Raw genomic sequence first — 18941 nt, 5'->3', positions numbered from 1 at the left:
CGCATGACACTCCCTGCAGAGATCGACACTTCCGCCCGCGCCCGCTTCTATCGGGCCGTCATTCTGCTGCTGCCGCTCTATGCCAGTCTGGCGACACTGTTTCTGCCCTGGGATTCGGTCTTCAGGAACGACGCGGAAAGTGTCACCGCGCATTTCTGGGACAGCCTGCGGATCGTCGCGGGCATCCTGGCGATCTGGTTCGGCCTGTTGGTCAGTCCCGGCTCGATCCGCGAGACCCTGGTTCTGCTGGCCGGTTTGCTGGGTTTCATTCTGGGAACGGTCGGGCTAGCCCTGCTGGTCAGCCGGAGCGGGTTTTATGGGGTGCCGGTGATCTGTGCCGCGGTGCTTGCCTTGCCCTTGCTGGTGGCGGCGCGGGGACGCCCGGGCTGGCACGGATGGATCGAGCAACTGGGCGAGGTTCTGCGCGTCGGCCTGCTGCGCGGCTTGGCCGGTCTTGGGGCGGGACTTATCACGCTTGGGGTGCTGTGGGCGGCATCGGCGCTGCTTTCCAGCCTGTTGAGAGATTTCCGTTTCGTCGGCTTTGAAACGGTGGCCGGAGTTGTGATCGGCATCTGTGCGACCCTCGCCCTGATGCTGGCCTGGGAGGAATGGACCGAACCGCTCGTGCGCCGGTTCTGGAGCCTGTTCCTGCCGGTCCTGCTGGCGATCAGTCTGCTGTTGTCGGTCGCCGTTCTGTGGCTGGGCTCGGATCGGTTCAATGGCCTGTTCGGGACGGTTGTCCTGTTCACACTGCTGGCGGCAGGACTGTTGTTTGCCGCTGGGACAAAAAGAGATCCGGGGCTGCTGAGCACTATGGCGCGCCTAGCTGCGCTGCCGCTAGCCTTGCTGGCGGCGTTTCTGTTGGTCCGGATGAGCCGCCTGGAGGGCTGGAAGCCCGCTTACCTGCATGTCTCCCTGATCCTGGTCGGTGTCACCCTGGCGGCTGTGCGGGCCTGGGTTGCGCGCTTCCTGCCCCGTCTCTGGTTGCCGGAGGGTATCGTGACGGCGGCGTTGCCGATCATCGCTCTGGTGGGGATCCTGGAAGTTCCACGGTGGGGTTCTTTTCCGGCACGACCAGAGACACCAGTCACCGGAACCGTCGCGCTGGTCTGGCCGCCTGGGGCGCAGTTACCTGAAGAGGCGCGCACTGCCATCGGGCGGACCTGCTATCTGGCCAGCGGCTGCACCGTTCTGATGCAGGATCTCGATGGCGACGGTTCGGCGGAGATCATCAATCTCACGGCGCGCACGATTTGGGGAAATGCCAAGGGTGCCAAGCGCTGGATGGTTACCGGAACGCTGGTCGGCACCGTCGGAGATACGCGGGATGTCACATCGGTGGAGACCGTCCCCTCCGAATGGCAGGATCTGATGATCAATGGCTATCGGGTGCGCACCAACGTGTTCCCCCGCTAAAGGAGGCCCTTGCCCATCCGCTCCTCGGATGCTTGCATGGCGCCCCACCTTTTCCAGGACGACGATTGATGACCGAGACCCATCCGCTGCAGCCGCTGCTTTCCCGTATCGCCGATGCGCTGGAGCGCCTTGCGCCGCCAGCAGCCAAGGTTAATGACCTGGGGGCCGCCGATGCTTTCGTGTGGCATGCGGAAGGCGATTGGTTGGAGCCGGTCCCAAAGGTCTCCCGCGTCGATTTTAGCCTGCTGCGCGGGATCGAGCGGGTACGCGATATTCTGCTGGAAAATACCGAGCGCTTTACCGCCGGGCTGCCTGCCAATAACGCCCTGCTCTGGGGCTCACGCGGGATGGGCAAATCGTCCCTGGTCAAAGCCATTCACGGCAAGATCAACGCGGAAAAGCCGGGCTCCCTGGCGCTGATCGAAATTCACCGCGAGGATATCCCCAGCCTGCCGCGCCTGCTGTCGGTCTTAAGGGGCAGCGAGCGGCGGGCGGTGCTGTTCTGCGACGATCTCTCCTTCGATAGCGGCGATAATACCTATAAGTCGCTCAAAGCGATCCTTGAGGGCGGCATCGAAGGGCGGCCTGCCAATGCGCTGCTCTATGCGACCTCAAACCGCCGTCACCTGATGGCGCGGGAGATGATCGAAAACGAACGCTCCACGGCGATCAATCCGGGCGAGGCGGTTGAGGAGAAGGTCTCGTTGTCGGATCGCTTCGGCCTGTGGCTGGGCTTCCACGCCTGCGACCAGGACACCTATTTCGCGATGATCGAAGGCTATGCGGCGCGTTACGGCCTGGATATTCCGGTCGAGCAGCTGCACAGCGAAGCCGTCGAATGGTCCGTCACCCGCGGCGCCCGTTCGGGTCGAACCGCATGGCAGTTCGTGCAGGATCTTGCCGGGCGGCTGGGGAAGAAGATCGAGGATTAGAGGGCGCCGACGATATCCGTCTGCGCAAAATCTTCCCCAACATAGAGCAGTGGGCAATTATGCTGCTTGGCCACGTCATAGGCAAAACAATCGCCTAGATTCAGCCGGGCCGGATGGTTTCCCTTGCCCCAGCGGGCGTAGATTTCGGCGATACGCGCCGCACTCCCCCCTGTCACGGGGACGACCTCGACGCCAGTTTCCTCGATTAGCGCTAGGAGTGGCGCGCCAAGGTTACGTTGCCCAGCGACGATCATCGCTTCAGCCATAGTGCCTGCTGACAAAAGGATGCGTGTCTCCGATCTTAGGAGAGCGCCGCATTCTGAGGAGAGGTTTCCTGCTGCAGGATGGCCAACAAGGCCGAGGTATCGAGCGCGATCACTCCGGCAACCCATCCTCGCCGTATAGAAAGTCCTGGCTACGTGCTGCGCTGGGGCCATCTGGAATCAACCCTGCCGCTTTTTTGGCGGCAACCTCGGCTTGAATCCTTTCGATAACCCGACCCTTCTCTTCGGGGGTCACGGCAGCACGGGCGGAAACCAGCCGCACGGCTGGTTGGCCATGACGGGTTAAAATCACCTCTTCTCCAGCCTCAGCGCGTTTAACGAGATCCGTCAGATGGGCTTTGGCGTCGCTAACAGAAATATGCATCCCGCCTCTCCTTCTTGCAGGAAAGACAGATTTTGGACCAGTCAATAGTCCAAGTCAAATTTGGGAGGGAAAATGGTGCCGCTTAGGTGACTCGAACACCTGACCCCATCATTACGAATGACGTGCTCTACCAACTGAGCTAAAGCGGCAACGGCGGCGAAGTAGCGCGATTCCGAGGGCCTTGTCAATATTTATAGTCCGGGCAGCTGGACCGTGACATTGACGCAGACCACCCGCCAGCCGCCCGGCGTCAAGTCCAGGCGGGTGAGCGACAGCGGATCGATGACAAAACTCAAACCAGCCGCCGGGGCAAGACCCAGGGCGTGAACCAGGGCCGCCCGGATCGTGCCGGAATGGGCAACGGCGATCAGGTCGATCCCGACATGTTCGGTGGCCAGGGCATCGACATTGGCCGCAACCCGTTGGCACTGATTGGCGAAGCTTTCGCCGCCCGGTGGAATATTGCTGGCGGCATCCTGCCAGAAGGCGCGATGACCTTGTGGATCTTCAGCCTCCAGATCCCGGTGCGTCCGGCCGGTCCAGTTCCCAAAATCCTGTTCCATCAGGGCGGGCTGCGGCATCGGGCGGGTATGGGTCAAAGACTTGACGGTCTGGCGCGCGCGCTCGGCCGGGCTGGTGAGCCAGAGGGCCTGGGCAGGTAGCAGGCGCTTCAAGCCAGAGATCTGCCACGCCTCCGGCTTCAGGATGGGCGCGTCGGGTCCGTGGATGCAGCCGCGCGGCCCATCGACCACCCCATGACGCAGCCACCAGAAGCGGGTCACGTTCATGCCGGGATCGCCAGGACGGTCAGCATTGCCAGCATGGCGAGCTGTTGGGTCGCGCCGAGGATATCGCCGGTGAACCCGCCGATCTGACGCTTGGCCAAGGCGCACATGAAGCCAATAGCGACGATGAATACCGTAACCAGCAACCAGGCCTTCCATGGGGCGAGCCACAGGATCAGGACGGCAGCTGTCGCGGATGCCGGGATCAGGATAGCGAGGCCGATAGGATCGAGGCTGGCGGCAACCCCATCACGCCGGGCTGGGGGCAGCAGGCGCATCATCCAGGGCATCGCAGCGCGGCTGGCGCCTTCGCTCAGAGCCAGAAATGCCACTGCCGAGCGCCCATCGAACCCGGCAAGCAGCGCGGCCTTGAGGCCAAGCGCAACCACCAGGGCCGCCGCCCCATAGGCGCCGATACGACTGTCGCGCAGGATCGCCAGCTTGGCCTCGCGGTCCCGGCCACCGCCGAAGCCATCCGATGTATCAGCCAGCCCATCCTCATGCAGGACGCCTGTAATGGCGAGTCCGCCCGCGATGGCGATCCAGGCGGCTGGGGTAGCGGGGACACCCAGATGGCTCAGCCCCCAATAGAGCAGGCCGATGCCTGCCCCGATGGCAGCGCCGACCAGGGGAAACAGCCGCAGCGCGCGGGTCATCGCCCCCGGATCCAGGTTTGCCAGGGGCGGCAGCGGGATCCGGGTGAGGAAGATGACGGCCAGATGCAGGTCGCGCGCTAACTTCACCATAGGTCTGCAATAAGCCCTCGCGCCTCTCAACTCAAGGCCAGCAATCAACGGGGCTGCGGCTCGGCCGGAGCGAAGGTCATGCCTACGCCTCGACCGAACCGCCTATCGCAGGGACTTAGAGGCCGAACCTCACATGCCCCAGGGCATCAATGGACCAGGCCGGATTCCAGGCGATCTCCCAGGCATGGCCGTCAGGGTCGGCGACATAGCCTCGAAAGCCACCATAGATCGGTGCATCGGCAGGTCGCAGGAGGCTGCCGCCGTGGCTTAAAAGCCGCTCCATCGCCGTCTCCACTGCGTCCTTGGAGGATACATTGTGAGCCAGCGAGAAAGGGCCGGGACCCTGATTCTGGCGCTGCATATCACCCTCAAGCTTATGGCCGTACCAGGTGCCGAACATGAAGCCGTTCATCTGATAGAAGACGATTTCCTCATTCTCGAAGACAGGCTTCCAGCCGAAACCATCGACATAGAAACGCTTGGAACCGATGAGATCCTGAATACCTAGGGTGATAATGGAGATCTGCTGTTGCATAACACAACGTCCTTTGCTTCGCGCCACGGAATGCGGAGCGTTCAAGGCCGCGGGTCATTGGCAAATGCCAGACAGAACTTCCTGGATATGAAGGCCTACCGGGCTTCGCCCTACTTGAGGCCGTACCAGGAAGCGACAGGGCTAACCAAACCTGTCCGCCTTTTTCGACACGTCAGATGTGGAGATGGAGGCAAAGGGTGACAAGAGCAATCTACCCCCGGCGGCTGATGTAAAGCCCCATCTGCGCACCACGTCCGAAGTGCACACTACCCGCGCCGGTCGGAGAGATTCCGAAATTGTCGGCCTTGCCTTCCGCTACCGCCCGGATCAGATCGGCCAGCATCAGCAGCGTGGTCTTGTCGCCCTCCAGCAGAACCTGGGGATCGTCGTGATCGTGACCGAAACTGCGGACAGTCAGATTGGTGCGTCCGGCATAGCTGACGGCAATATCGGCGGGATGCATGGAAACTCCTGAAGTGGTTTTAACTAGATCAGCTATCCGGGCTCATCCTTCGACGAGAACAATGCTGTTCTGAACAAACTTGAATTGGCTGCCATCAATGAGATTGATGATCAGGCAGAAAAACTCTCGACGATTACGATAGTCACTATCGGTGTTATGCGGGCGACCAAGCCTTGAGATGCAGTCCAGGAGAAACGTGTCTTCCTGCGACAGGTGGACGGATTCGATAACTCCTTCTTCCCAAACTCCGGCCGCCTGATAACCGATATAGCCCCAGCATTCGAGGACGTAAGGTTTTTTGTTCGTATCCTGAATCTTCAGCCGCAATGTCTCGTGATCCATTGAGAGCTCGAGAAAATTGCTGTCCGGCCAATAGATCTGGCTGACGACTTGACGGGGCGCTTCGAGGTCGGCCACCCGAACTCCCTCAATCCTTGCCAGCAACTCCCGCCCCTGGAGCCAGTCGCCCAGATTGGAGGCGCTATTGATGTGGCCGCGCGGGCCGATATCGATGCAGGTGCCACCCCAGGCTTTGGCAAAGAATTTGGCGCGGGCGAGGCTGACGTAGGTATCGTCGATACTGGCGACAACCAGCACCGGAAAGGGCAACCGGGCAAGCGGCATGGGCGCAAAATCGCGTACTTCGTCCGGTGTGAAATTCGGATCGTCGCAGTCGGCGGGTGCGACCAACAAAGCGGCCTTCACCGGCAAATCCGGGTGAACCGCCAAGGTATGGGCAAGGGCTGCGCAGGCAAGGCTGTGACAGATCAGAATTGCACCAGGGTTCACCCGCACGGCATCGGCAATGGCGGCGATCCAGTCGGCGCGCTTGGGATTCTCCCAGTCGCTCTGCTGCACGCGCACGAATTCCGGGCCGCTTGCCTCCCAGATGCTTTGCCAATGCTCAGGCCCAGAATTGCCGAGGCCGGGGAGGATCAGATAGCGCGCCATAAAATCGCCTTTACCGCCGAATAGGATCTTGTCGTGCAATGCAGCAAAAAACCTTGCGTGGAAGGCGGCATTGCAGCAACAATTTTGAACCAGATCGGCAACCGCCCGGCCGACCTCGACCCTCAAAGACTTTGAGAAGGAGAGAGTCATGTCCAAGGCGTTGCAGACCCATTATGAAAAGACCGCCGTCTTTTCCGAAAAACACAATGATCCCGAACTGAACGACTTCCTACTGGGCCTTGGCCGTCAGTTAGAGGACGCCGATATGCTTAAGCATCAACTCGGCTATCTTCTTATGCATATCAAATGCACCGTGGCCGCCCCGGTCCGCACCGTTCACCTGCAGGAAGCCCTGACACGAGCCAGCCGTTTCCTGGAAAAACTCGACGCGGCCGCCTAAGAAGCCTTGAAGATACTTGATAATCCCGGCGGTTCGGGGTTCTGAGCCGCCGGGTTCTTTCGCTTGCCTGATCGGGCGCCTTGGTGTCCTGTCGATGAGCCATGCGACAGATCTTCTCCCTTGCCCTGCCCGGCCTGCTTGCACTCCTGATCGGCCACGGCGTCGGGCGTTTCGCCTTTACCCCGCTTATTCCGACCCTGGTCCAGGCAGGGTGGGCCAGCCCCGGCGAGGCCGCCTTCCTGGGCGCTGCCGGCCTTGCCGGATATTTCATCGGCGCCATCAGTGTCCTCTGGGCGGCCCGACGCTTCGGCCCTGCCCCGGTGATCCGCTTTGCGCTGCTGCTGGTTCTGGTCGGAACGGCGGCAGGCGCCCTGCCGCTGGGCTTCTGGTTCTGGTTACCCTGGCGTATCGGCGCCGGTATTTCGGGTGCTTTCATCATCATTCTGGCGGCATCGGCCACCCTGGCGCGTAGCCCGCCCGCGATACGCGGCAAGGTCGCCGGTGTCATGTTCGCCGGGATCGGCACCGGCACCATGCTGTCGGGAACTCTGGTGCCGCTGGTCGCGAGCTATGGGCCGGTCACGGCATGGCTGTCGCTCGCAGCCCTGGTCGCCGTCGCCCTGCCGCTGGCCTGGGGGAACTGGCCCGACCGCGCCACCGCCGCCCCGCCGAAGATCCGCTGGAGTCTGGCGCTGCTGCTGGTGGCTTTTGGCTATGCCGCCGATGCCATCGGCTTCGTTCCCCACACCGTGTTTCTGGTCGATTATGTCGCGCGTGGCCTCGGGTTGGGGCTTGGCCAGGGCGGAACGGTCTGGGTTGCCTTCGGGATCGGCGCCATGATGGGGCCGCTGCTGGCGGGCCTGATGGCGGATCGTTTCGGCTTCCCCGCCAGCTTTGCCGCCGTCCTGGTCCTGAAAGGCATCTCGGTCGGCATGATTCTGACCAGCAACAGCATGCCGGTCCTGTTAATTTCCGCCCTCGTCACCGGCGCCCTCACCCCCGGAATTGCTGTCGTCGCCTCTGGCACAGCACTGGTCTTCGCCGGGGTCGAGGGCCACATGGGCGCCTGGCGCACACTGACGGTCGTTTTTGCCGCCGCCCAGGGTCTGGGCGGGTGGGCTTTTTCGACCTGGTTTGCCACCACCGGCGATTATCGCGGACTATTCTGGAGCGCCATGATCGTCTTTGCGGCTGGTGCCGCCGCCGCCCTCTTCGCTGTCCGCCTTGCCCCGAAAAGAGAAATCGTATGAACCGTGATCTGGTGGGTGGCCGCGCCCTCAACTGGACGCTGACCGGCCCGACGCGATCCGACGGCGTTGCCATCGTCCTTTTGCACGAAGCCTTGGGCACCATCGCCCTCTGGCGCGATTTCCCGCAAGCGCTGGCTGACGCAACCGGCCTGCCGGTCCTGACCTACGAACGCCATGGCCATGGATCGAGCGAACAGCCCCTCCAGGCCCGCGACGCGGCCTATTTAGCCTATGAGGGCGAAGAGATCCTTCCGCGCCTGCTGTCGCTCGCCGGGATCACCCGCCCGGTGCTGGTGGGCCATTCGGATGGCGGCACCATCGCGCTCCATTATGCTGCCCGCTTCCCAGGCAAGCCGTTGGCTGTCGTCACCATGGCCGCCCATGTCTTCGTCGAAGAGGAAACCCTGGCCGGTATCCGCGCTGCCGTTACGGCCTATGACGACGGTCTGCGTAGCCGCCTCGAGAAATATCACGGCGGCAATACCGACTGGGTTTTCGCCGCCTGGTCGAAATCCTGGCTCGCCCCCTGGTACCGCGACTGGAATATCGAGGCGATCCTGCCCCAGATCGCCTGCCCCACCCTTGTCATTCAGGGCGAAGGCGACGAGTACGGCACCGCCGCTCAGGTAGACGCCATCTGCCGTGGGATCGGCGCGACGGCACGCCCCTTGCTGCTAAGCGACTGTGCCCATCAACCACACCGCGAAGCACGGGAAGCGGTCTTGAGTGCAATACATGCGTTCCTGCGGGAACAGGTCCCCACAGATCAAGGCTTTGCGCCTGGGACCTAAGAGGCTATGAATAGCCGCCCGGCCGTTCCGGGCCGCGAGATTGCTTAGCCAAAAGGCGGCTAGCGGACTGATTTTTAGGCGATACGAGGGGTCATGGCGCGCATCGTTATGAAATTCGGCGGCACGTCCGTCGCCGATCTGGACCGTATCCGCAACGTGGCGGCGCGCGTGAAGCGCGAAGTCGACGCTGGGAACGAGGTAGCTGTCGTCGTCTCCGCCATGTCGGGGACCACCAATCAGCTGGTGGCCTGGGTCAATGGGATCTCGAAATTCTTCGACGAGCGGGAATATGACGCCGTCGTTGCTTCGGGCGAACAGGTGACCGCAGGCCTGACCGCCCTGGCCCTGCAGCAGATCGGCATCAAAGCCCGCTCGTGGTTGGGTTGGCAGATCCCCATCATCACCGACGAGACCCATTCCAAAGCCCGTATTCAGCGCATCCCGACCGAAGCGCTGGAAGCCGGTTTCAAAAAAGGCGAAGTCGCCGTCATCGCCGGTTTCCAGGGCGTGACCGAGGATGGCCGCATCACGACGCTGGGGCGTGGTGGGTCCGATACCTCTGCGGTAGCCCTTGCCGCTGCCGTCAGCGCCGAACGCTGTGACATCTATACCGATGTCGATGGCGTTTACACCACCGACCCGCGTATTGTGACACGGGCACGCAAGCTGGACCGCATCACCTATGAGGAGATGTTCGAGCTGGCGTCGCTGGGGGCCAAGGTCTTGCAGCCGCGGTCGGTCGAAATGGCGATGAAACATCGGGTGCGCGTTCAGGTGCTCTCCAGCTTCGACGCACCGCCCGACAGCACGCAAATTTTGCCCGGAACCCTTGTGGTCGATGAGGATGAGATCTTGGAACAGCATTTGGTCAGCGGTATTGCCTACAGCCGGGATGAAGCGAAAATCACGCTTTTGAAGGTCGCCGACCGCCCAGGTGTTGCTGCTTCGATCTTCGGCCCGCTGGCCAATGCCGCGATCAATGTGGACATGATCGTTCAGAACGTGGCGCCGGACGGCAAGTCGACCGATCTGACCTTCACCCTTTCGCGCACCGACCTGGAACGCGCGCTGAAGGTGCTGGACGAAGCAAAGGGCGAGATTCAGTACGAACAGATCATCCCCGATGCCGCCGTCGCCAAGGTGTCGGTGATCGGCGTCGGCATGCGCAGCCATGCCGGTGTCGCGCTGACCATGTTCGAAACCCTGGCTGCCAAGGGCATCAACATCGGTGTCATCTCGACCTCCGAGATCAAGGTGTCGGTGCTGATCGCCGAAGAATATACCGAGCTTGCCCTGCGCGCCCTGCACAGCGCCTTCGGCCTGGACGCGGCGGTCTAATCGATGGCATTGGCGGCGGTCACGCCCACCCTTCAGACAGTCACGCCCAGCCCAGCGCTCGATGCGCTGTGGCAACGGGGCCGTGACTTTCTGGGCAGCCGCCTGGCCATCCTGGGCGGCGCCATGACCTGGGTGTCCGAGCGCAATCTGGTTGCCGCCATCTCCAATGGGGGCGGCTTCGGGGTACTTGCGTCCGGTTCCATGCCGCCTGAGATCCTGCGCGCCGAGATTCAGGCGACCAGGAAGCTGACCACCAAACCCTTCGGCGTGAACCTGATCGTCATGCACCCCAAGCTGGACGAGCTGGCCCAGGTCTGCATCGACGAAAAGGTCGGCATCGTGGTTCTGGCAGGCGGCACCCCGCCCGCCGCGACCATCAAGCTGCTCAAAGACGGTGGCGCGCGTGTGGTGGCTTTTGCCCCCATTGTCGCCATGGCCAAAAAGCTGATCCGCAATGGCGTCGATGCCCTGGTGATCGAAGGCATGGAAGCAGGCGGCCATATCGGCGCCGTCTCCACCGCCGTCCTGGCCCAGGAGATCCTGCCGGTCGTGCGCGATGTGCCGGTCTTCATCGCGGGGGGCATCGGACGCGGCGAAGCCATCGCATCCTTCCTGGAGATGGGAGCTGCGGGTGTCCAGCTTGGCACCCGCTTCGTCTGCGCGTCCGAAAGCGTGGCGCATGAGAAATTCAAAACTGCCTTCATCCGCGCCGCTGCCCGCGATGCCCAGCCGTCGGTCCAGCTCGATGCCCGCTTCCCGGTCATTCCGGTACGGGCGCTGGTCAATCAGGCGTCCAAGGACTTCATGGCCCGCCAGCGCGAAGTCATCGGCAAATACGAGGCTGGCGATCTGGACCTGAAGTCGGCACAGCTGGAAATCGAACATTTCTGGGCCGGTGCCTTGCGCAAGGCCGTGGTCGATGGCGATGTCGAGGCGGGATCGCTGATGGCGGGCCAGTCGGTCGGGCTGGTCAGCCGCGAGGAGCCTTGCGCTGCGATCCTGAGCGAACTTGTGGGTCAGGCCAACGCCGCCCTCGACAGCCGGCGGGCCAGCCGGCGGGAAGGATGATCCCATGGCACAGGCGCCAGCGTGGAGCGGTGCGCGCCTGCTGCTGAGGCGGCTTCGGGATGTCATGGCCGGTCAAGGCTCGGCCGAAGAGCGTCTGGCCCAGACTGTCCGGGTCATTGCCGGTGAAATGGTCGCCGAAGTCTGTTCGGCCTACATCATGCGCGCTGGCGAACTGCTGGAGCTGTTCGCGACCGAGGGTCTTAACCCCGAGGCGATCCATAATACCCGCATGCGGGTCGGCGAAGGCCTGATCGGCGATATCGCCGCCCATGCCCGGCCGCTGGCGGTCTCCGACGCCTGGAGCCATCCGAACTTCTCCTACAAGCCGGAAACGGGCGAAGACATCTATCGCTCGCTGCTGGGCGTGCCGATCCTGAAGGGTGGGCGCGTCATCGGCGTGCTGGCCGTGCAGAACAAGGCCGAGCGCGCTTACGCCGAGGAAGAGGTCGAAACGCTGGAAACCGTCGCCATGGTGCTAGCGGAACTCGTCACCTCCGGCGATCTGGTCGATCCGGGTGAAAGCATCGCGGGCGATACCAACGCCATCGTGCCCCGCCGCATGGAAGGCGTGCGCCTCAATCCAGGCCTCGCCATCGGCAAGGTGCATCTGCATCAGCAGCGCATCGTCATCACCCGCATGGTGGCCGAAAACCCGGCCGAGGAAGAGGAACGCCTGCGCGAGGCCATCGCGGCCATGCATGCCCAGCTGGACGATCTGATCGCCGCCCATGACCTGGGCGCTGGCGGCGGCGAGCTGGCGGATGTGATGGAAACCTATCGCCTGTTCGCCCAGGATCGCGGCTGGATCGGCCGTATTCGCGAGGCGATCAACAGCGGCCTGACCGCCGAAGCCGCCGTGCAGCGCGTGCAGAACGATATGCGCGCCCGCATGCGCGAGGTGACCGACCCCTATCTGAAAGAACGGCTGCTGGATCTCGAAGATCTGACGGCCCGCCTGCTGATGCATCTGCAGGGCGGCTTCGGTCAGCAGATGGAGATGCCGGAGGAGGCCATCCTGGTGGCCCGCGCCATGGGCCCTGCCGAGCTGCTGGACTATGATCGCCGGAAACTCAAAGCCCTGGTGATGGAGGAAGGGTCGGCGACCAGCCATGTGGCCATCGTCGCCCGCGCCCTCGATATCCCGGTGCTGGGCCGCATTCCCGGCGTTCTGGATCGCGTCGACAATGGCGATACGGTCGTGGTCGACGGTGATAACGGCCAGCTGTTCCTGCGTCCCGGTGCCGATGTGCTGGACGGCGCGCGTGCCTCCATCGAGGCCAGGGCGCTGCTGCGCGCCCAATATGCCGCCCTGCGCCACCTGCCCGCCCAGACCCTGGATGGCCAGTCGGTGAAGCTGCAGCTGAACGCCGGTCTGCTGATCGATCTGGGCAATATGGCCGAGACGGGGGCGGATGGCATCGGCCTCTACCGCACCGAAATCCCCTTCATGGTGCGCTCGGCCTATCCGGATGTACCGACCCAGGCGGAGATCTATCGCCGGGTGCTGGAGATCGCGGACGACAAGCCGGTGACCTTCCGGACCCTGGATATCGGCGGCGACAAGACCCTGCCCTATTTCGACGGCGGCGTGGACGAGAACCCGGCCATGGGCTGGCGCGCCATCCGCATCGGCCTAGACCGGCCCGCCATGCTGCGTCAGCAGCTGCGCGCCATGATCCTGGCGGCGGGCGACCGGCACCTGCGCATCATGTTCCCCATGATCGCCGAAGTGGCCGAGTTGGTGGATGCCCGCCGGATCCTGGATGACGAGATGCAGCTGGCGCAAGATCGCGGCCAGACCCTGCCGAACCGGCTGGATGTCGGCACGATGCTGGAGGTTCCGGCCCTGATGTGGCAGCTGCCTGCCCTGATCAGCCGGATCGACTTCCTATCCGTCGGCTCGAACGATCTGCTGCAGTTCCTGTTCGCCTGCGACCGCGGCAGTCCGCGCCTGTCTGACCGCTATGACACGCTGTCACCCGCCGTCATGAACTTCTTCCGCGACCTGTCCCGCAGCACAGCCGAAAGCGGCTGCACCGTGACGGTCTGCGGCGAGATGGCAGGCAGGCCGCTGGAAGCCATGGCCCTGATCGGCCTGGGGCTGCGCTCGCTTTCCATGTCCGCCGGGTCCATCGGACCGGTCAAAGCTATGGCGCGCAGCCTGGATGCGCACCGTTTGACCACATTCCTCGACCATCATTCACAAAGCCCGAATCGATCTTTGCGAACCCTGCTGAAAGGCTATGCCCGCGATCACGGCGTCGTCATCTGATTGCAGGATGAGCGTTCCCCCTGATACATCTTTGAGCCATGAGCCCTAAACACAGATCGACCCAAGACGACGAGGCCCTCAACGGCCTTCCCCCTATCGGCCCGGAGCTGCGCGCCCGCCGGGAGCAGCACGGTATCGAGTTGCTTTACGCCGCCAGCACTCTGCGCATCAAAGCGTCCTATCTGGCCGCCCTCGAAGAAGGACGCTACAGCGATCTTCCGGGGGCTGCCTACGCTATCGGCTTCGTTCGGACCTATGGCGACTATCTGGGCTTCGATGGGGCCGAGGTGGTGCGGCGCTTCAAACATGAAGCGGCCGGTGGCCTGTCGCGGCGCACGACCCTGACCTTCCCCTCGCCCGCTCCCCGCGGCCGGGTTCCGGGAACCACGCCGCTGCTGATCGCCCTGATCGTCGCCGCCGGTCTTGCCGGTGCCTGGTATCTGTGGCGCGACGAGGCTCGGTCGCTGTTCGGTCAGGTTCCAGACGTGCCCGAACGGCTGATGGCCGCGCTCAACCCCGCCCCAGCCCCTCAGTCGGGCGCACCCGAGACAGCACCTGCGCCGGTTTCGACGCCTCCTGCCAACACTGCCGGGACGGCGATTGTGGCGCCGCCCCCGCCAGCCTCCCCGCCGCCCGCCGCAGCTCCGGTTGCGCCGCCGCCACAGGCAGCTGCACCTGTCCCTGCACCGACCCCGGCCCCGACGAATGCGCCGACGGTCGGTCAGACGATCACCTTGCCGCCGCCTGCAGCAGCAACCCCGCCACACGCCACGGCACCCACACCGCCTGCGCCGCCCCCTGTCGTTGCTGCGGTCCAGCCGCCGCCGACTCCGCCGCAGCCGGTTGAGCCCGCGCGTCGCCTCGCCCCGATCCCGGTGCCGCCGCCTGCAGCCGCTCCGGCTGATCGGAGTGGCGGCGAAGATGAAGTGCCGCCCGCGCCCAGTGGTCCCGAGGATACGGCAAATGCCCCTGCGACATCGGCAGAACCCGCCGCCCCGCCGCCGCCCGCTCCGCCGGTCGATGGCCGTGTTTTCGGCGCGGTGAACGATCCGGTCCGGATCGTGATCAAGTCCAAGGGTGACAGCTGGGTCCAGGTCCGCGACGCGGACAATCAACCCGTGATGACCCGCGTTCTGCGCTCCGGCGACACCTATCGTGTGCCGAACCGCCAGGGTCTGGTGCTGATGACCGGCAATGCCGGTGCTTTGGAAGTTTCCGTAGATGGCCAGACAGCCCCCGCGCTAGGCCCGATCGGCATGGTCCGCCGCGCCGTCCCGCTGGATGCGGATCGCTTGAAGACCGGAACGCTGCCCGCCGAATAAGCCCCTAGGGCTTGCAGTCGGTTATGACGAAGCCATAGGACTCGGTCCGCTTCGGATAGCGCATCAACGGTAGATCCAGTTTCTGAACCGGCGTCAGCCCTTCGCTGCGCAGACCGAGACGCCGGGCAAGATCCTGCAGAGGCGCCGGGGCTCCATCAATACCTTTGCCCGCCCAGACAATCAGACACTTGCCCTCCAGACGCGGCCGAACCGGAATATAGGCGGCGTAATCCGGGATCATCACGAAGGCGTCTGGAAAGGCAAAGCGCAGGTTGGCGCCCAGATGTTCGTCGGCTGCCAGAATATTTCCACCCGAAAATCCTGCCGCCTTGATCCTGGCCGCCAGTTCCGGAATCGGGGCCGCCAAACGGCTGGTTCTCCGCGAATGCTCCGCTTCGAACAGCCCCTGGACCAGCAGAAAACCGAAACCCAGAACAGCCGCCAATGGAACCGCGCCGATATAGGTGAAGCGACGCCACGGGCTTAGGGCGATGCGGTCGATTGCCGCCACGGTCACCAGCGGCAGCATCATGATCAGCGGCAGCAGATACCGCTCCTTGGCAATGCTGACCCCGGCCGCAACCACCACCAGCAGGACGATCAGCATGCTGATCAGCACCGCCCGCGCGACAATCGCGGGCCAGGGTGACGAGGGACGCGTCGGACGGCGCAGAGCGGGCCAGAGCAGCGATAGGGCGATCACCCAGAAGGGAATCAGCGCCAGCAGGGCCGATTGCGCAAACTTGCCCGTGCTCAGCGCCATGCGCACCAAGGGATTGCCGGTAGGAGCCATGGTTATCTTGGCCATCAGGCGTCCCGGCTCGTGTTGGCCACCCAGCAACCAGATGATCTGCGGCATCAGCAATAGACCCGCGATACCGACCGCGACCGCCATCTTCTCGCTGACCAGGAAGCCACGATACCGCTCTTCGAACGCGATGGAGGCAACCAGGGCCGCAGCCAGAATGACGAAGTTGAACTTGCTCTGCAGCGCGATACCCAGCAACACACCCAACAGGATGGTGTCGACCCAGCGACGCTCGCTGAATGCCCGGTCAAAGGCCCAGATGACCCAGGGAACCAGCGCCGCCATCAGCAGCGAATGGGTGTAACCGGCGTGAACTCCCCAGGCGAAGGGATAGAGCAGCAGCAGACTAGCCGACCCTAGCAGCCGGTTCTCCGGACTGATCCAGCGGAAAGCCAGGAGATGCAGCCCCGAATAGACCGCAAAAAGCAGGCTGTATTTGAGGACCAGATGGGCGAGGCCACCCACCCCGAATATCTTGTAGAGACCCAACAGAAGCCAGGTATAGAGCGGCGGCTGCGCCGGGTTGTATCCCCAGGCCCAACCTTGCGCGAGCATCGCCTGTTCAACATCATCGGTGCCCATGTTGGGCGATGCCCAAAGGCGGAGCAGCAGGAATGCAAGGCAATAGACGGCAAACAGCGCAAGTCCGCCCGCTGGACGGTGCGTAAACCAACGGCGCCAATGATTTGCCTGCAATGAAAACGCCTGTTCGATCCCCATGCCTGCCCTACGCCTTTTACGCTAACGCCCCCACATCCTCGGGGGCGCGCAAAGGTTTTGGCATGGTCGCGGCTGCAACGCAATTACCCGCCCGTTATTGCTTTCCGGTCGTCGCATAACTTGCCAGCAGGATACCGTTTGACAGGCCACGCTGACTGAGAAGCCGCAGGCTCTGCTGGCCGGTATCGCCAAAAAGCGGAATACCGCGCCCCAGCAGGACAGGAATGATCCCCAGCTCTATCCGGTCCATTAGGCCCAGGCGCATTATCTCCCGTGCGACCTCCGCCCCGCCCAAAACCCAGATATCGCCCGCACTTATACGCTTCAGATCCGCGATCAAAGCCGCAAGGTCGCCGGTATAGGCCTCAACCCGATCGGGCGCCCCGTCATCCAGCGGGCGGCGCGTCAGAACCACCATCCGTTTATCGCCATAGGGCCAGGCATCGAAGCTGCGCGCTTTATCATAGGTTTTACGGCCACTCAGGATCGTCCCGATGCTGGAAAAGAAGTCTGCAAAACCCCAATCGACATCTTCGTAAGGGTGCAGCCAATCAACTCCGCCAGCCTCGTCAGCGATGAAACCATCAAGACTGATCGCGACCATCAAGCGGATCAAAGGCATATGCGACATGTTTCCCCCCCACGAGACCTTGCCCGGTCGGCGGGAGGGGCGCATATTCCGGGCATGAACGCAACTACATCCTCCATCGATAAAGGTGAAGTCGACCGCTTCGCCGCCCTCGCCGACAGCTGGTGGAATCCGGACGGTCCCTTCCGGCCGCTGCACAAGCTTTCGCCGGTCCGGATCGGCTTCCTGCGCCGCCGACTGGTGGAGCATTTCAAGCTATCGCCCGATAGCCTGAAGCCGCTGACGGGTATGAGCCTGATCGATATCGGCTGCGGCGGCGGACTTGTCAGCGAGCCTATGGCGCGCCTGGGCGCTACCGTCACCGGCGTCGATGCCGCCGCCGAAGGGATCGAAGCGGCCAAACGTCATGCTGCCAATGTCGGTCTTGCCATCGATTACCGCGCGACCACCGCTGAGGAGATCCTAGCCGAAGGCAAGCGCTTCGATATCGTGCTGGCACTGGAAGTCATCGAGCATGTTGCGGATCCCGCCGCTTTTGTCGCCACCTGCGCTTCCCTGGCGAAGCCTGGTGGCTTTGTTGCCTTCGCAACCCTCAGCCGCACGCCCAAGAGCTTTGCCCTGGGCATCGTCGCGGCCGAGTATCTGCTGCGCTGGGTACCGGCTGGGACCCATTCCTGGAAGAAATTCGTCAAACCATCGGAACTGGCCGGGGCGTTGCGCCAGTCAGGCCTGATTCTCGATGCGCTGACGGGCGTAGGGTACGATCCCGTATCGGGCGATTTCTCGGAGATTGCCGATCCGTCGGTGAACTACCTTCTGACAGCTCACAAACCTGTGTGATTCTTAGATGGCCAGCCTGATCAAGACCCTCGCCGCTGTACCGTCGATCTTCACGACCGCGAAGAACTTCCGCGATAACCCGATTATCGGATCGCCGACGCTCAATCGCCTGGGCTTGCACAGCTTCCGCGTGACCCTGGCCGATTGGATCTTCAAGTTCCGTCAGGCCTGTCTTGCCCATCTGGTTCCGACGGAGGATCGCGCCGCGTTCCGTCGCGACGGCTTCATCCTGAAGCGCGACTATCTTGCGCCCGACCTGTTCCCCAAGGTCGCGGCAGAAGTCATGGATTATGAGGCCGAGGGGTGGGAGTGCCACCAGGGCGACACCATCACCCACCGCCTGCTGCTGGACGAGACGGCGCTGGCCAAGCTTCCCGCCATCAAGCAGATGCTCGATGCACCCGCTTTTCGCGGTCTGATGAAATGGACCGGCGGTAAAAACGAGATGCCGCTCTTCTATATCCAGCGCATCCATAATCATGTCTTGGCCGACCGACCCGACGATCCGCAGAAAGTGCTGCATTCCGACACCTTCCACCCGACGATGAAGGCCTGGTTCTTCATCCGCGAAGTGACGCCGGAGACCGGACCTTTCAGCTACGCCCCCGGCACCCATGCGCTGACAAAGCGACGGCTGGATTGGGAAAATAAGCGCGTCGCGGAAATGGCGGCCGGCTTCAAGGACGGCTACTCGCTCAAAGGTTCGCTGCGGGTCCTGCCCGAAAAGGGCGATATGGAAGCCCTGGGCATTGCTGGTGGCCAGTCGATGGCGGTACCGGCCAATACGCTGGTGGTTGCCGATACCCATGGCTTCCATGCGCGCGGCCATGCCACGGGCGAGATTACGCGGATCGAGATCTGGGCCTATAGCCGGGGCAATCCCTTCAATCCGTTTGTCGGATTTGAAACCGGCTTGATGCGACGCATCCGCCATTATTTTGTCCGGCGTTGGCTGGTAAGCCAGGAAACGGCGGCGACCGCTCGCGGCAAGTTACCGGCCTGGCGCCGGACCTCGACGATCAGGACCTAAGCGCCCATCTACAAGGGCGAACAATAAGGAAGGGCTT

20 protein-coding genes and 1 tRNA gene are annotated in these 18941 nt (G+C 63.1%); 11 read left to right on the top strand and 10 right to left on the bottom strand.

Annotated features, from left to right (window positions below):
* Nucleotides 1-3 precede the first annotated feature (3 nt).
* Nucleotides 4-1416 (top strand): hypothetical protein, encoded by a 1413-nt coding sequence (locus ACFSM5_RS20875; protein WP_379878638.1) that lies wholly within the window; start codon nucleotides 4-6, stop codon nucleotides 1414-1416.
* Between the two features lie 68 nt (nucleotides 1417-1484).
* Entirely contained in the window at nucleotides 1485-2348 is an 864-nt protein-coding gene (locus tag ACFSM5_RS20870; protein WP_379878636.1) for an ATP-binding protein, read from the top strand.
* On the opposite strand, the gene ACFSM5_RS20865 is transcribed toward ACFSM5_RS20870, so the two are convergent.
* From ACFSM5_RS20865 to ACFSM5_RS20830, 8 genes are all read right to left on the bottom strand, one after another.
* A complete protein-coding gene (locus ACFSM5_RS20865; RefSeq protein WP_465261264.1) occupies nucleotides 2345-2740 on the bottom strand; it encodes a type II toxin-antitoxin system VapC family toxin in 396 nt (131 codons plus the stop codon). The two genes, ACFSM5_RS20870 and ACFSM5_RS20865, sit on opposite strands and share 4 nt — an antisense overlap.
* Nucleotides 2724-2996: a type II toxin-antitoxin system Phd/YefM family antitoxin gene (locus ACFSM5_RS20860; protein ID WP_379878632.1), complete on the bottom strand. Its 273-nt coding sequence runs from the start codon at nucleotides 2994-2996 to the stop codon at nucleotides 2724-2726. Before ACFSM5_RS20860 ends, ACFSM5_RS20865 begins: the two co-directional genes overlap by 17 nt.
* A gap of 73 nt (nucleotides 2997-3069) precedes the next feature.
* Nucleotides 3070-3145: transfer RNA gene (locus tag ACFSM5_RS20855), tRNA-Thr, on the bottom strand.
* Nucleotides 3146-3187: 42 nt separating this feature from the next.
* Nucleotides 3188-3784 (bottom strand): histidine phosphatase family protein, encoded by a 597-nt coding sequence (locus tag ACFSM5_RS20850; protein WP_379878630.1) that lies wholly within the window; start codon nucleotides 3782-3784, stop codon nucleotides 3188-3190.
* Entirely contained in the window at nucleotides 3781-4527 is a 747-nt protein-coding gene (gene cobS, locus ACFSM5_RS20845) for an adenosylcobinamide-GDP ribazoletransferase (protein ID WP_379878628.1), read from the bottom strand. The genes ACFSM5_RS20850 and cobS overlap by 4 nt, the downstream gene beginning before the upstream one ends.
* A 115-nt stretch (nucleotides 4528-4642) precedes the next feature.
* Nucleotides 4643-5062, bottom strand: a complete 420-nt coding sequence (locus tag ACFSM5_RS20840; protein WP_379878626.1) for a VOC family protein — start codon at nucleotides 5060-5062, stop codon at nucleotides 4643-4645.
* Between the two features lie 211 nt (nucleotides 5063-5273).
* Nucleotides 5274-5525 (bottom strand): hypothetical protein, encoded by a 252-nt coding sequence (locus tag ACFSM5_RS20835; RefSeq protein ID WP_379878624.1) that lies wholly within the window; start codon nucleotides 5523-5525, stop codon nucleotides 5274-5276.
* Between the two features lie 42 nt (nucleotides 5526-5567).
* Complete coding sequence (locus tag ACFSM5_RS20830) at nucleotides 5568-6515, bottom strand: RBBP9/YdeN family alpha/beta hydrolase (protein ID WP_379878622.1); 948 nt, start codon at nucleotides 6513-6515, stop codon at nucleotides 5568-5570.
* Between the two features lie 109 nt (nucleotides 6516-6624).
* On the opposite strand from ACFSM5_RS20830, the gene ACFSM5_RS20825 reads away from it, so the two are divergent.
* The 7 genes from ACFSM5_RS20825 to ACFSM5_RS20795 all read left to right on the top strand — a co-directional run bounded on the left by ACFSM5_RS20825 (nucleotide 6625) and on the right by ACFSM5_RS20795 (nucleotide 14917).
* On the top strand, nucleotides 6625-6876 hold the full coding sequence (locus ACFSM5_RS20825) for a hypothetical protein (RefSeq protein WP_379878620.1): 252 nt from the start codon (nucleotides 6625-6627) through the stop codon (nucleotides 6874-6876).
* 101 nt (nucleotides 6877-6977) lie between these two features.
* Complete coding sequence (locus ACFSM5_RS20820) at nucleotides 6978-8126, top strand: YbfB/YjiJ family MFS transporter (protein ID WP_379878618.1); 1149 nt, start codon at nucleotides 6978-6980, stop codon at nucleotides 8124-8126.
* Nucleotides 8123-8917 carry an alpha/beta fold hydrolase gene (locus ACFSM5_RS20815; RefSeq protein ID WP_379878616.1) on the top strand — a complete coding sequence of 265 codons (795 nt, stop codon included), beginning with the start codon at nucleotides 8123-8125 and terminating at the stop codon, nucleotides 8915-8917. The genes ACFSM5_RS20820 and ACFSM5_RS20815 overlap by 4 nt, the downstream gene beginning before the upstream one ends.
* Nucleotides 8918-9010: 93 nt before the next feature.
* Nucleotides 9011-10255: an aspartate kinase gene (locus tag ACFSM5_RS20810; protein WP_379878614.1), complete on the top strand. Its 1245-nt coding sequence runs from the start codon at nucleotides 9011-9013 to the stop codon at nucleotides 10253-10255.
* A gap of 3 nt (nucleotides 10256-10258) precedes the next feature.
* Nucleotides 10259-11323: an NAD(P)H-dependent flavin oxidoreductase gene (locus ACFSM5_RS20805; protein WP_379878612.1), complete on the top strand. Its 1065-nt coding sequence runs from the start codon at nucleotides 10259-10261 to the stop codon at nucleotides 11321-11323.
* 4 nt (nucleotides 11324-11327) lie between these two features.
* Nucleotides 11328-13595 carry a phosphoenolpyruvate--protein phosphotransferase gene (gene ptsP / locus ACFSM5_RS20800; RefSeq protein WP_379878610.1) on the top strand — a complete coding sequence of 756 codons (2268 nt, stop codon included), beginning with the start codon at nucleotides 11328-11330 and terminating at the stop codon, nucleotides 13593-13595.
* A 38-nt stretch (nucleotides 13596-13633) separates the two neighbouring features.
* Nucleotides 13634-14917: a helix-turn-helix domain-containing protein gene (locus tag ACFSM5_RS20795; RefSeq protein WP_379878608.1), complete on the top strand. Its 1284-nt coding sequence runs from the start codon at nucleotides 13634-13636 to the stop codon at nucleotides 14915-14917.
* 4 nt (nucleotides 14918-14921) lie between these two features.
* Here ACFSM5_RS20795 and ACFSM5_RS20790 read toward each other — a convergent pair whose 3' ends face one another.
* Both ACFSM5_RS20790 and ACFSM5_RS20785 read right to left on the bottom strand, forming a co-directional pair.
* Nucleotides 14922-16445, bottom strand: coding sequence for an ArnT family glycosyltransferase (locus ACFSM5_RS20790; protein WP_379878605.1), 1524 nt, complete (start codon nucleotides 16443-16445; stop codon nucleotides 14922-14924).
* Between the two features lie 94 nt (nucleotides 16446-16539).
* Complete coding sequence (locus tag ACFSM5_RS20785; protein WP_379878603.1) at nucleotides 16540-17067, bottom strand: dihydrofolate reductase family protein; 528 nt, start codon at nucleotides 17065-17067, stop codon at nucleotides 16540-16542.
* Between the two features lie 63 nt (nucleotides 17068-17130).
* Between ACFSM5_RS20785 and ubiG the strand changes: the two genes are divergently transcribed.
* Nucleotides 17131-17874 (top strand): bifunctional 2-polyprenyl-6-hydroxyphenol methylase/3-demethylubiquinol 3-O-methyltransferase UbiG, encoded by a 744-nt coding sequence (gene ubiG / locus ACFSM5_RS20780; RefSeq protein WP_379878601.1) that lies wholly within the window; start codon nucleotides 17131-17133, stop codon nucleotides 17872-17874.
* 7 nt (nucleotides 17875-17881) lie between these two features.
* Nucleotides 17882-18904: a phytanoyl-CoA dioxygenase family protein gene (locus tag ACFSM5_RS20775; RefSeq protein ID WP_379878599.1), complete on the top strand. Its 1023-nt coding sequence runs from the start codon at nucleotides 17882-17884 to the stop codon at nucleotides 18902-18904.
* The last annotated feature ends 37 nt before the right edge of the window (nucleotides 18905-18941 follow it).

The organism is Lacibacterium aquatile (assembly GCF_042683105.1).
GTDB classification, from domain to species: domain Bacteria; phylum Pseudomonadota; class Alphaproteobacteria; order Elsterales; family Elsteraceae; genus Lacibacterium; species Lacibacterium aquatile.
Note: the sequence above shows the minus strand (reverse complement) of the source record. Positions and strands in the feature narration are given on the sequence as shown.